Raw genomic sequence first — 12,339 nt, 5'->3', positions numbered from 1 at the left:
TTGACGACCATGTTGAAATCCTTGCGCTCTCCCACGAGCATCATCGTTCTTCTCGCCGGCATCGCCGGTATCGCCCTTGTGCTCTACGCCTGGCGGCTGCCGCCGTTCCACAGTTCGGTGGAATCGACGGAGAATGCCTATGTGCGCGGCTTTGTAACGATCATGAGCCCGCAGCTTGCGGGCTATGTCGCCGACGTTCCGGTGCACGACTACGAGACGGTCAAGGCCGGGCAACTGCTGGTCAAGATCGACGACCGCATCTATGCGCAGAGGGTGGCGCAGGCGGAAGCCACGCTTGCCGGACAGAAAGCCGCACTTGCCAATTCCTTTCAGCAGGAGCTTTCCGCCAAGGCGGGCATCGCCGCCAGCCAGGCGCAGCTCGATGGTGCCAAGGCTGCCTTCAATCGGGCCCGGGCGACCTGGGACCGCATCCGCCCGCTCGCGGAAAAGGGTGTTTCGACCCGCAGTGATGCCGACCAGGCGCGTGCAGGCTTTGAGCAGGCCGACGCTGCCGTGAGCCAGGCAGAGGCCGGGCTGGAAGTGTCGAAGCAGGCGCTGGCGACGACGCTTGGCGCGCGTGCCGGATTGCAAGCCGCGGTGAGCGGGGCGGAAGCGGCCGTCGAACTCGCGCGAATCGATCTCGACAACACCCGCATCGTCGCGCCGCGGGACGGCCGTCTCGGTGAGATCGGCGCGCGGATCGGTCAATATGTGACGGCCGGCTCGCAACTCCTGGCGCTGGTGCCGAACGACGTCTGGGTCGTCGCCAATTTCAAGGAAACGCAGCTCGACGGCATGAAGGCGGGCCAACCCGTCGCCATCGCGGTCGACGCGCTGCAGCGGAACGAGCTGACGGGGCATATCGAGCGGTTCTCGCCCGCCGCCGGTTCGGAGTTCAGCATCATCCGTCCGGACAACGCCACCGGCAACTTCACCAAGGTGGCCCAGCGCGTCGGCGTGCGCATCGTCGTCGATCCCGGCCAGCCGCTGGCGGAAATGCTGTCGCCCGGCCTTTCGGTCGTCGTACGCGTCGACAAGGACGCGCCGGTGCGCGTTGCGCCGGACCAGGCGAACATCGGTGTCGCGCCTGTTGCCGCCCACGGATAAGACGGCCGAGGCCCACAGAGCCATTGCCAGAAACGGCCGCGCAACCAAGAAAAAAGCCCGGATCGATGATCCGGGCTTTCGCGTGTTGAATGGCCTTTAAGGCTTATTCTTCTTCGCCTTCGAATTCGGCTTCCGGGTTGAAGAAGTCTTCCGGCTTGAGGGCGTCTTCGTCAACACCGTAGATGGCGTCGGCCGAGGTCAGGCTTTCGCCCTTTGCCTGGCGACCGGCTTCTTCGGCCGAACGGGCAACGTTGACTTCAACCGAGATCTCGACTTCCGAGTGCAGGTGCAGCGTGACCTTGTGCAGGCCGATCGACTTGATCGGCTGGTTGAGGTCGACCTGGTTGCGGCCGACGTTGAAGCCTTCGGCAGCGAGCACTTCGATGATGTCGCGGGCAGCAACCGAACCGTAGAGCTGGCCGGTTTCGCCAGCCGAGCGGACGATGATGAACGACTTGCCGTCGAGCTTCTCGGCAACAGCCTGGGCTTCCGACTTGCGCTCGAGGTTGCGGGCTTCGAGCGTCGAACGCTCAGCTTCGAAACGGGCCTTGTTGGCAGCGTTGGCGCGCAGCGCCTTGCCGAGCGGCAGGAGGTAGTTACGGGCAAAGCCGTCGCGAACCTTTACGGTTTCGCCCATCTGGCCGAGCTTGGCGATACGTTCGAGAAGAATGACTTCCATGTTGGTTTCCTTTCAGAGTTCCAGTTCGTTGGTCAGTTTTTTCCAACCGGCGTGACCGCGATGGTGCGTCGCGTATCGATCAGGCCGGACAGGAGGAAGAAGAATGCCGGGATCGTGAACACGAGCACCGACAGGTATGCAATCCACAGCACGGGAAGCCGCCAGGACTTGCCGCGTGTGCGGAAATGGAAGGAGGCGAAACCGGCAAGCAGGAAGCCCGCGCCGAAGGTTCCGCAGATCAGCGCGCCGATCGTTGCGGGTGCGCCGCCGAGGAAGGTGAGGACCAGGCCGCCGAGAAAGATGAAGATCGCGTTGCGGTGCATGCGCAGCGTCGACGGAATGTCCTCGCGCGGGCGCAACGACCGGCCGGACATCTGCACGATGCGGGTGGCGAGGTAGTAGGCGGTAAACAGCATCAGCACCCAGATCGCGCCCTGGACGAGCGGCAAAGCGAGGGTGAAAAGCGACTTGATCTGGGCGATGGCAGCCGCATCCGGGTTGTAGGCGCTGTCCTGCGCCTTCACGGCCTGAATGACGATATCGACCATGCGATCGGAGATATCGGCTCCATAACCGACGATCACGCCGACGATGATCATGCCGACGGTCACCAGACCGGCGAGATGGCTGAGGATATCGGAGAGCGGATACCAGGCAAGCGCCTCGTCCGGGCCGCCGAGTTCGGACGCCGGGCGGGCGAGATTGGCGAGATGGCTCAGCCAACCGGCCGGGATCAGCGTGACAACGAGGATCAGCAGCGCGAAGTAGGGCGAAACGAGAACGGCACCGGTGGCGCCGGCCGTGACGATCGCGGTGATCGCTGCGGCATTGCCCCAGCCGAGGCCGGCAATCAGGATTGGAAGTGCCGAAGCGGCATAAAGGACGATCGCAAGAGACGACTGCGTATTCGCGCCCATCGACAAGAGGGCGGCGGTAAAGCCGGCGAGAACGCCGGTCAGCAGCGATGTCCTGTTCACATTCGTCACGTTCGCTGTCCTGCTTCGTGCAGTTAGGGGATGGCCAAAGCGCAGCCCCAGCATGGGATTTTGGCGCATCGCGCCGGTTCCGATCCGCGCCCATCGCGGAAGGGAGAGAAAGAGGCGCTCACCTTAGGGGAGCGCCTCTCCCAACAAGTCGGGTTCCGTCGAGTCAGAAGACTGACGGAGAGTCAGCCGTTCTTAGGAAACGACGTAGGGCAGCAGGCCGAGGAAGCGTGCACGCTTGATCGCCTGGGCGAGTTCGCGCTGCTTCTTCTGGGAAACGGCCGTGATGCGGGAAGGAACGATCTTGCCGCGCTCGGAAATGTAGCGCTGCAGAAGACGGATGTCCTTGTAGTCGATCCGCGGAGCGTTTGCGCCCGAGAAGGGGCAGGTCTTGCGGCGGCGGTGGAACGGGCGACGAACCGGAGCGGAAGAAACTTCAGCCATTGTCTTAATCTCCTAAAGCTTCTTGATTACGCACGGTCTTCGCGCGGACGGCGCGGGCGGTCTTCGCGGTCGCCACGGTCCGGACGCGGACCACGGTCGCCGAAGCCACGCTCCGGACGGTCGCCATCGCGGCGCGGACGGTCGTCGCGGTCGCGCTTCTGCATCATGGCAGACGCGCCTTCCTCGTGCTTCTCGACGGCGATCGTCATGTAGCGCAGGATGTCTTCGTTGATGCGCATCTGGCGCTCGATTTCGTGAACAGCCGCTGCCGGAGCATCGATGTCCATGAGAACGTAGTGGGCCTTGCGGTTCTTCTTGATGCGGTAGGTGAGGGACTTCAGGCCCCAGTTCTCGACGCGACCGACCTTACCGCCGTTTGCTTCGAGCACGCCCTTGTACTGCTCGACGAGACCGTCGACCTGCTGCGGCGTGATGTCCTGGCGGGCCAGGAATACGTGTTCATAAAGAGCCATTGTGGCTTGCCTTTCTTGCGTTAATCAGCCCGGACCTCGGCGGCTAAGCCTCAACGACTGTTCTTAGTGGCTGCAGGCAGCCGGCAAGAAAGTGTTGTATCGAGACGGTCGAGAGCGGAGACACGGGAGGCCGGAAAGACGTGCAATCCTAACGGCTCCCCTCGAGGAAGCCGGCCCTCCGTTCAGCCACCAGCCAGAAGACCGGGCATTTCGAACAGCGCGCTTATACGCATTTTTCCGCGGAAGGCAAGGCTTGCCGCGTCTTTTCCGCTTTCTACGCCAGCCCGTTCACCTTTTTCCATTTGCGCAGGCGGCCGTGGGCGTTGGCATAGGGAGAGGAAGTGTTGAACTGGATCATGCGTCCGAGCGTGAATTTTCCGTACCATGGCCGCCCGTAAAGCGTCTGCTCGTCGCGATCCCTGATGAGTACCTCGAGCGTCTCCTTGCTGCGCCTCAGTCTGGCGACAAGCTCGCCCGGCGAAAGAGCGTGGAAGTCCGCATAGAATTTCTGCGCAAGCCGTCCGAGTTCGTTCCATTGATAGCCCGTCTCGGGGAAGTCGACCAGCTCGCCGCGCTGATCGCGATCGATCCATTTGATCACCAGTTCGCCCCAGCCGATGAGGTAGGCGACGAGGTCGCCGACGCTCATCATCGTGCCCTTGGCGTGGCCTTCTAGCGACGGTTCGCGGTAGCGCTCGTCAGGAACCCGTTCCAGCTCGCGCATCAGCCTGGCGAACTGGACGTCGATCGCCGCAAGCAGTTCCGCTTTCGTCTGGGGTACCGGCATCGGCGATCTGGTCTCACGCTCAGATCGGCATCGGGTAGATCCGGTGCAGCCGCCGGATCCCGTTCACGATGTCCTGCGACAGCGTAAGGTCGACGGCGCCAAGGTTGGTCTTCAACTGCTCCATCGAGGTCGCGCCGATGATGACGGAAGCCATGAACGGCCGCGCCAGGCAGAAGGCGATGGCCATCTGCGCCGGATCGAGGCCGTGCTCGCGTGCCAGTTTGACATAGCCTTCGACGGCCGGTTCCTGGTGCGGCGTGAAGCGGCCGCCGAGATCGCCGTTGATCGAAAGTCGCGAGCCCTTCGGCTTCGCGCCATCGAGGTACTTGCCGCTTAAGAGGCCGGCGGCGAGCGGCGAATAGGCGAGCAGGCCCACGTCTTCGTGGTGCGACAGCTCCGACAGGTCGAGGTCGTAGGCGCGGTAAAGCAGGTTGTATTCGTTCTGGATCGAGGCGACGCGCGGCAGGCTATGACGCTCTGCCATGTCGATGAACTTCATCGCGCCCCAGGCCGTTTCGTTGGAGAGGCCGATGGCGCGGACCTTGCCGGCCTTCACGAGGTCGCCGAGCTTGTCGAGGATTGCCCGGAGGTCACTCGCGACATGATCCTTGTCCTGCTTGGACGGGTCATAGGACCAGGCGTTGCGGAAATGGTAGTGGCCGCGGTTCGGCCAATGAAGCTGATAAAGGTCCACATAATCTGTCTTCAGCCGCTTGAGGCTGGCGTCGATCGCCTGGTCGATGCCCTCGGGTGTCGTCGGGTTGCCGTTGCGGATATAGGGGCGGCCGGGGCCGGCGACCTTGGTCGCAACGACGACCTCATCGCGCCGGCCGCGCCTGGCCAGCCATTCGCCGATGAAGCGTTCCGTGTCGCCATAGGTCTCCGGCGAAAGCGGGGTCGTGGGGTAGAGTTCGGCCGTGTCGATGAGGTTGACGCCCTTTTCGAAGGCGTAATCCAGTTGCTCGTGCGCCTCGGCGATGGAGTTCTGTGAACCCCAGGTCATGGTGCCCAGGCAGATTTCCGAGACCTTGATGCCGGTGCGGCCAAGCGTGTTGTAGCGCATCTAGATAAGTATCCTTGTGAAGGGCGGCGCCGACCTGGGAGGGAAGGGGCGCTGGCACCGGGAATGGAGCGGTCGCCTCGACCCTGGTGATCGGGTAGGGCAGAGCGACATCGGGCGGCAAACTTACGCCTTGATTGTTGAAGATCAAGGGCAAAAGGCCTCGTCGGCCGTGTCCGTGCCGGCCTCCAAGCTTGACTCGTCGGTAAGGAATGTGAATGGAGAGGAAGCCGGAGATGTATGGTTTCTGCCTGCATCCCGCTCTAACTCATAAGAACCGATCACTAGGATTTCGTGTCGCGCCGACCCGAAATCCTAGTGATCTAGGGAAGGGACGATCCCATGAGCATTGCATTCACGTTTCCAGGCCAGGGCAGCCAGGCTGTCGGCATGGGCAAGGATCTGGCCGACGCTTTTCCGGAAGCGGCAGCCGTCTTTGCCGAAGTCGATGAAGCACTCGGCCAGAAGCTGTCCGAGATCATGTGGAACGGCCCCGAGGAAACACTGACGCTGACTGCGAACGCCCAGCCGGCGCTGATGGCCGTATCTATGGCCGTCATTCGCGTGCTCGAAGCCAAGGGCCTCGACCTCAAGTCCAAGGTTTCCTTCGTCGCCGGCCATTCGCTCGGCGAATACTCGGCGCTCTGTGCCGCCGGTACCTTCTCCATTGCCGACACGGCGCGTCTCCTGCGCATCCGCGGCAACGCCATGCAGGCGGCGGTTCCCGTCGGCAAGGGCGCAATGGCGGCGATCATCGGCCTTGAACATGCGGATGTCGAAGCCGTCTGCCGCGAAGCCTCCGCGCTCGGTTCCTGCCAGATCGCCAACGACAATGGTGGCGGCCAGCTGGTGATTTCCGGCGAGAAGGCTGCCGTCGAGAAGGCCGCAGCACTCGCTTCCGAAAAGGGCGCCAAGCGCGCTCTGATGCTGCCGGTCTCTGCCCCCTTCCATTCCGCGCTGATGGCGCCGGCTGCCGACGCGATGCGCGAGGCGCTGGCCAAGGTCGAGAAGCGTAATCCGGTGGTGCCTGTCATCGCCAACGTGCTCGCCGCCCCGGTCAGCGATTCCGACGAGATCGCCCGGCTGCTGGTCGAGCAGGTCACCGGCCAGGTCCGCTGGCGCGAGACGGTCGAATGGTTTGCCGCCAACAATGTCACGACGCTTTATGAACTCGGCTCCGGCAAGGTCCTGACCGGGCTTGCCCGCCGCATCGACAAGACCGTCAACGGTATCGCCGTCAATACGCCCGCCGATATCGACGCAGCACTCGCCGCCTTGCTCGCCTGAGCGAACGCCTAGGCGCTCCAGTTATAAGGAATCAAAGAGATGTTTGATCTTTCCGGCCGCAAGGCTCTCGTTACCGGTGCATCCGGTGGTATCGGCGAAGAAATCGCCCGCATGCTGCACGCCCAGGGCGCGACCGTCGGTCTGCACGGCACCCGCGTCGAAAAGCTGGAAGCGCTTGCCAACGAACTTGGCGATCGCGTGCAACTCTTCCCGGCAAACCTTTCCGACCGCGCCGAAGTCAAGGCGCTCGGCGAGAAGGCCGAAGCCGAGCTTGGCGGCGTCGACATCCTCGTCAACAATGCCGGCATCACCAAGGACGGTCTCTTCGTGCGCATGAGCGACGAGGACTGGGATGCCGTTCTCGAAGTGAACCTGACGGCCGTGTTCCGCCTGACGCGCGAACTCACCCATCCGATGATGCGTCGCCGTTTCGGCCGCATCGTCAACATCACCTCCATCGTCGGCGTCACCGGCAACCCCGGCCAGGCGAACTACTGCGCCTCCAAGGCCGGCATGATCGGCTTCTCCAAGTCGCTGGCCCAGGAAATCGCGACGCGCAACGTCACGGTCAACTGCGTGGCTCCGGGCTTCATCGAAAGCGCGATGACCGGCAAGCTCAACGACAAGCAGAAGGACGCGATCATGGGCGCGATCCCGATGAAGCGGATGGGCACCGGCGCTGAAATCGCTTCGGCGGTCGTTTACCTCGCTTCCAACGAAGCGGGCTACGTCACCGGCCAGACAATTCACGTCAATGGCGGCATGGCCATGATCTGATCCGGTTTCCGGGATGGGCCGCCCGCCGAGATTGTGCGGTGGGCGATCTTCAACGTCCCGGGACGCCGCCTGCCAAATGCCTGAAATTCAATGTTGAGCAAGCGAATGACAGGCATTTTCGGACTTTGCGACAGCGTTAAACCGTGTTAATCGGGCCATGACTGTTAGCAGTCGACCGGTCCCGCCAGGTGCCCGGCAGCCTTGGCTGCCTTGGGTTTGCCGCAGTTCCGGTTGGATGGATTGCCGGGTGGGCCGTCTTGGTCTATCAGGCTTACAGAAGAGTACCGGTGCCGGAATAGGCGCCTACAGAAACGAAGGTCGAGGAACTCCGACATGAGCGATATCGCAGAACGCGTAAAGAAAATTGTTATTGATCATCTTGGCGTCGACGCCGAAAAGGTCAGCGAAGGCGCAAGCTTCATCGACGACCTCGGCGCGGACTCGCTCGACACCGTCGAACTGGTCATGGCTTTCGAAGAAGAATTCGGCGTTGAAATCCCGGACGACGCTGCTGACTCGATCCTGACTGTCGGCGACGCCGTCAAGTTCATCGAAAAGGCTCAGGCCTAATACCTTAAAGCGGCTTCGGCCGTGGACGGGCCGCCTAAAGCGGCCCGTTTCAGCCCAGGGAAGTGGGCTATCCCGCGCTGAGCGGGGATTTCGATCAGCAAGCGTTTCCCGCATATCCCTCTGATCGTGAATAAGAACCTTAAAATGGATGCCCGGATCGGGTTCGTTACACGTGGTCCGATCCGGCTCTGAAATGGAAAAGTCAGGGTGGGTCGCGGACTATGAGACGTGTCGTTATCACCGGTACCGGCATGGTATCTCCCTTGGGTTGCGGAACTGAGGCGACGTGGGCGCGCCTGCTTGCCGGGCACAATGCCGCGCGCAAGGTGACCGAATTCGAGGTCGAGGACCTTCCTGCCAAGATTGCCTGCCGCATTCCCTTCGGCGACGGCACCGATGCTACCTTCAATGCCGACGACTGGATGGAGCCGAAGGAGCAGCGCAAGGTCGATCCGTTCATCGTCTACGCGATGGCAGCGGCCGACATGGCGCTGGCCGATGCCGGCTGGAAGCCGGAGAACGATGAAGACCAGATCGCGACCGGCGTGCTGATCGGTTCGGGCATCGGCGGTCTCGAAGGCATCGTCGAAGGCGGCTACACGCTGCGCGACAAGGGCCCCCGCCGCATCTCACCGTTCTTCATTCCCGGCCGGCTCATCAATCTTGCCTCGGGCCAGGTGTCGATCCGCCACAAGCTGCGCGGTCCGAACCACTCTGTCGTCACCGCCTGTTCGACCGGCGCGCATGCGATCGGCGACGCGAGCCGCCTGATCGCGCTCGGCGATGCCGACGTCATGGTGGCCGGTGGTGCGGAATCGCCGATCTGCCGGATTTCGCTCGCCGGCTTTGCCGCCTGCAAGGCGCTATCGACCCAGCACAATGAAGATCCGCAGAAGGCCTCGCGCCCCTACGATATCGACCGTGATGGTTTCGTCATGGGCGAGGGCGCCGGCGTCGTCATCCTCGAAGAGCTCGAGCATGCCAAGGCCCGTGGCGCCAAGATCTATGCGGAAGTCGTCGGCTACGGCCTTTCGGGCGATGCGTTTCACATCACCGCTCCGTCGGAAGATGGCGACGGTGCCTATCGCTGCATGCAGATGGCGCTGAAGCGAGCCGGCCTGACGGCTGCCGATATCGACTACATCAACGCCCACGGCACCTCCACCATGGCCGACACGATCGAGCTTGGCGCCGTCGAGCGCCTGGTCGGCGAACACGCGTCGAAGATCTCGATGTCCTCGACCAAGTCGGCCATCGGCCACCTGCTCGGCGCTGCCGGCGCGGTGGAAGCGATCTTCTCGGCGCTGGCGATCCGCGACAACATTGCGCCGCCGACGCTGAACCTCGACAATCCGTCGATCGAGACGAAGATCGACCTCGTGCCGCATGTCGCGCGCAAGCGCGAAATCAACGTGGCGCTCTCGAATTCCTTCGGCTTCGGCGGCACCAACGCCTCGTTGGTCCTGCGCCGCTACACCGGCGCCTGATCGCGCGCCTGGAGCGTCGCTTGAGCCAATTGTCGCGCCGACCGTCAAAGGCGGCGCGATGATCCAGCTTTTGCCGTATTGCTCGCTACAAGCATGTGGTGGGAGGAGGCGTCGTCGCGGAAGACGGCGCTCGCCGACCGCGATGTTCGCGCAAGGCAAATCTGTCAGATTGCCCTTCAGTCATTGCCTGGAATTGCGGTTTGCCGGGTTTTTGCCGCGGGCCGTGGTTCCGGATTAAAGTGTCGGTCGTCCGCCGCGTTCTCTTGAACGGACGGTGATTCGACACATTTCTGTGGTTCTTCGGTGAGATTGCACCGACTGCGGATTTTTGAGTAACTGCGGACGTCGGCCTTCTGGGCGGCACCGTTTTATAAATTTGACCTATGCCTGCCACGGTCCAGTCCGAAATTCGCACCGGAAGCAGGAAGAGAATGAGGCCGCGAATTTCGGGTTCGGGATAATCGTGAGCGACTCAAACGATAACGGCGCGGCGCAATTTGGCCGCAGTGAAAACGCGAGCAACGGACCGATCATTCCGAAATCGGCAAACGAGGCCCTGCGTCCGGAAAAAGTGCCGCAACCGCCGAAACGATCGCGCAAGGCCCGCAGCCAGGTCGTGATCTTCCTGAACTTTGTCATGACCGTCATTGTCTTTGCAGCGCTCGCCGCTGCCGGCACGGTCTATTATGCGATGCACCAGTACGAAAAGCCGGGTCCGCTGCAGGCGAACCAGAACTTCATCGTCCGGGGCGGCGCCGGCATGAGCGAGATCGCCAGCGGGCTCGAGCGCGGCAACATCATCACCGATGCGCGCGTTTTCCGTTTCGTTTCCGAAGCCTACCTCGACAACGAGACGCTGAAGGCCGGCGAATATGAGATCAAGGCCGGCTCGTCGATGCAGGAGGTCATGCAGCTCCTGAAGTCGGGCAAGTCGATCCTCTACTCCGTCTCCCTGCCGGAAGGCCTGACCGTCAAGCAGATGTTCCACAGGCTGGCCGACGATCCAGTGCTCGTCGGCGACCTGCCGACGGAGCTGCCGCCGGAAGGCACCCTGATGCCGGACACCTACAAGTTCACGCGCGGCACCAAGCGCGGCGAGATCGTTCAGCAGATGGCCGCAGCCCAGAAGGTGCTGGTCGGCCAGATATGGGAAAAGCGCGATCCCAACCTGCCGGTGTCGACGGTTGAGGAGCTCGTGACGCTTGCCTCGATCGTGGAGAAGGAAACCGGTCGCGCCGACGAGCGTCCGCGCGTCGCCTCCGTCTTCATCAACCGGCTCGACAAGGGCATGCGGCTGCAATCCGACCCGACGATCATCTATGGCATCTTCGGCGGTGACGGTAAGCCGGCCGACCGGCCGATCCTGAAGTCGGACATCGACAAGCAGACGCCTTACAACACCTATATCATCAAGGGGCTGCCGCCGACGCCGATCGCCAATCCTGGTCGTGCAGCGCTGGAAGCGGTCGCCAATCCGTCGCGCACGCCTGAGCTTTACTTCGTTGCCGATGGCACGGGCGGCCACGTCTTTGCCGAGACGCTCGACGAGCACAATGCCAATGTCCGCCGCTGGCGCAAGGTCGAGGCAGAGCGGGCGGCAGAAGCGGCGAAGGCTGCGGCTGACGCGGGCACCGCCGAGCCGGCAGCCACGCAGCCGCAATAACGCCGGCTGCTGGCGGCGCATAGCCGCGCAGCGGTGCTTGCATTGTGGACGGACGAATCACGGCGCGGATATCCCTTGCGGGATGCCGCGCCGTCGCCTTATTGCTTCTGCTGAAACCGCAACGGAGGTGATGATGCCGCTCCAATCGATGACCGGCTTTGCCCGGAGAGAAGGCAGCAGCGGCCGCCGTCGTTGGGCCTGGGAGCTGCGCTCCGTCAACGGCAAGGGCCTGGACCTCAGGCTGCGCCTGCCGCAGGGGCTCGAGCGCTTCGAGCCCGAGGTGCGCAAGCTCGCAGCGGAGTATTTTTCCCGCGGCAATCTTCAGATCGGCCTCTCCGTCAGCGGCGGCGAGGCGGCCGTCGAGGCCGTGGTCAACCAGGCAGCCTTGACGGCGGTGCTGAACCTGCGCGGCCAGCTCGGTGATCTCGTCGATCCCGCGCCGCTCCGGTTCGACACGCTTCTCTCGATCCGCGGCATCGTCGACTTCCGCGAGCCGGAAGAAAGCGAAGAAGAGCGTGCGGCGCTCGATGCCGGTATCCTGGCAGGTCTGGCGGGTGCGCTCGCCGATTTGCGCGCGATGCGAGCAGACGAGGGCGCGGCACTCTGTCAGATCCTGCTGGGACAGGTCGAGACGATCGAGCGGCTGACGGCGACGGTCGAGTCCGACCCGTCACGTAGCGCCGCTGCGATTGCCGATCGGCTGGCGCAACAGGTAGCTCTGGTGATGGACAACGGCTCGTCGCTCGACCGGGACCGGCTCCACGCCGAAGTCGCTTTGCTCGCCACCAAGGCGGATCTTCGCGAGGAGATCGACCGGCTTGGTTCCCACATCGTTGCCGCCCGGGAGCTTCTGTCGAAGGGCGGTCCCGTCGGGCGCAAGCTCGATTTCCTCGCACAGGAATTTAACCGAGAATCGAATACGATCTGTTCCAAGTCCAACGCGGCCGCTGTGTCTGCCGCCGGCATCGAGCTGAAGGTCGTCATCGACCAGTTCCGCGAACAGGTCCAGAATCTGGAGTAAG

Annotated in this window: 13 protein-coding genes; 7 read left to right on the top strand and 6 right to left on the bottom strand. The window is 63.0% G+C overall.

Features of this window, described 5'->3' with window-relative positions; genetic code table 11:
- Positions 1–9: 9 nt before the first annotated feature.
- Positions 10–1,107 carry an HlyD family secretion protein gene (locus tag BLU15_RS05610; RefSeq protein WP_090294611.1) on the top strand — a complete coding sequence of 366 codons (1,098 nt, stop codon included), beginning with the start codon at positions 10–12 and terminating at the stop codon, positions 1,105–1,107.
- 103 nt (positions 1,108–1,210) lie between these two features.
- Here BLU15_RS05610 and rplI read toward each other — a convergent pair whose 3' ends face one another.
- The 6 genes from rplI to BLU15_RS05580 all read right to left on the bottom strand — a co-directional run bounded on the left by rplI (position 1,211) and on the right by BLU15_RS05580 (position 5,536).
- The gene (gene rplI, locus BLU15_RS05605; RefSeq protein ID WP_034803982.1) at positions 1,211–1,786 is read right to left on the bottom strand and encodes a 50S ribosomal protein L9; all 576 of its coding nucleotides are present in this window, start codon (positions 1,784–1,786) and stop codon (positions 1,211–1,213) included.
- Positions 1,787–1,818: 32 nt separating this feature from the next.
- Complete coding sequence (locus tag BLU15_RS05600; protein WP_034803975.1) at positions 1,819–2,772, bottom strand: membrane protein; 954 nt, start codon at positions 2,770–2,772, stop codon at positions 1,819–1,821.
- A 192-nt stretch (positions 2,773–2,964) separates the two neighbouring features.
- Positions 2,965–3,213 (bottom strand): 30S ribosomal protein S18, encoded by a 249-nt coding sequence (gene rpsR / locus BLU15_RS05595; RefSeq protein ID WP_025426448.1) that lies wholly within the window; start codon positions 3,211–3,213, stop codon positions 2,965–2,967.
- A gap of 26 nt (positions 3,214–3,239) precedes the next feature.
- Positions 3,240–3,686, bottom strand: a complete 447-nt coding sequence (gene rpsF, locus BLU15_RS05590; protein ID WP_034803973.1) for a 30S ribosomal protein S6 — start codon at positions 3,684–3,686, stop codon at positions 3,240–3,242.
- 274 nt (positions 3,687–3,960) lie between these two features.
- Positions 3,961–4,473: a ClbS/DfsB family four-helix bundle protein gene (locus tag BLU15_RS05585; protein ID WP_090294609.1), complete on the bottom strand. Its 513-nt coding sequence runs from the start codon at positions 4,471–4,473 to the stop codon at positions 3,961–3,963.
- Between the two features lie 19 nt (positions 4,474–4,492).
- Complete coding sequence (locus BLU15_RS05580; protein ID WP_090294607.1) at positions 4,493–5,536, bottom strand: aldo/keto reductase; 1,044 nt, start codon at positions 5,534–5,536, stop codon at positions 4,493–4,495.
- A gap of 339 nt (positions 5,537–5,875) precedes the next feature.
- Here BLU15_RS05580 and fabD point away from each other — a divergent pair, with 339 nt between their 5' ends.
- From fabD to BLU15_RS05550, 6 genes are all read left to right on the top strand, one after another.
- Entirely contained in the window at positions 5,876–6,820 is a 945-nt protein-coding gene (gene fabD, locus BLU15_RS05575; RefSeq protein ID WP_089043928.1) for an ACP S-malonyltransferase, read from the top strand.
- Positions 6,821–6,859: 39 nt separating this feature from the next.
- Complete coding sequence (gene fabG, locus BLU15_RS05570) at positions 6,860–7,597, top strand: 3-oxoacyl-[acyl-carrier-protein] reductase (protein WP_034803959.1); 738 nt, start codon at positions 6,860–6,862, stop codon at positions 7,595–7,597.
- Positions 7,598–7,930: 333 nt separating this feature from the next.
- A complete protein-coding gene (locus BLU15_RS05565) occupies positions 7,931–8,167 on the top strand; it encodes an acyl carrier protein (RefSeq protein ID WP_003531676.1) in 237 nt (78 codons plus the stop codon).
- 221 nt (positions 8,168–8,388) lie between these two features.
- A complete protein-coding gene (fabF, locus tag BLU15_RS05560) occupies positions 8,389–9,654 on the top strand; it encodes a beta-ketoacyl-ACP synthase II (protein ID WP_090294605.1) in 1,266 nt (421 codons plus the stop codon).
- Positions 9,655–10,117: 463 nt separating this feature from the next.
- Positions 10,118–11,317 (top strand): endolytic transglycosylase MltG, encoded by a 1,200-nt coding sequence (gene mltG, locus BLU15_RS05555; protein WP_034803938.1) that lies wholly within the window; start codon positions 10,118–10,120, stop codon positions 11,315–11,317.
- A 133-nt stretch (positions 11,318–11,450) separates the two neighbouring features.
- Positions 11,451–12,338 (top strand): YicC/YloC family endoribonuclease, encoded by an 888-nt coding sequence (locus tag BLU15_RS05550; RefSeq protein WP_090294799.1) that lies wholly within the window; start codon positions 11,451–11,453, stop codon positions 12,336–12,338.
- Position 12,339: the final 1 nt, after the last annotated feature.

The sequence above is a fragment of the Ensifer sp. YR511 genome, assembly GCF_900103045.1.
In the GTDB taxonomy this organism is placed as follows: Bacteria; Pseudomonadota; Alphaproteobacteria; order Rhizobiales; family Rhizobiaceae; genus Ensifer; species Ensifer adhaerens.
Note: the sequence above shows the minus strand (reverse complement) of the source record. Positions and strands in the feature narration are given on the sequence as shown.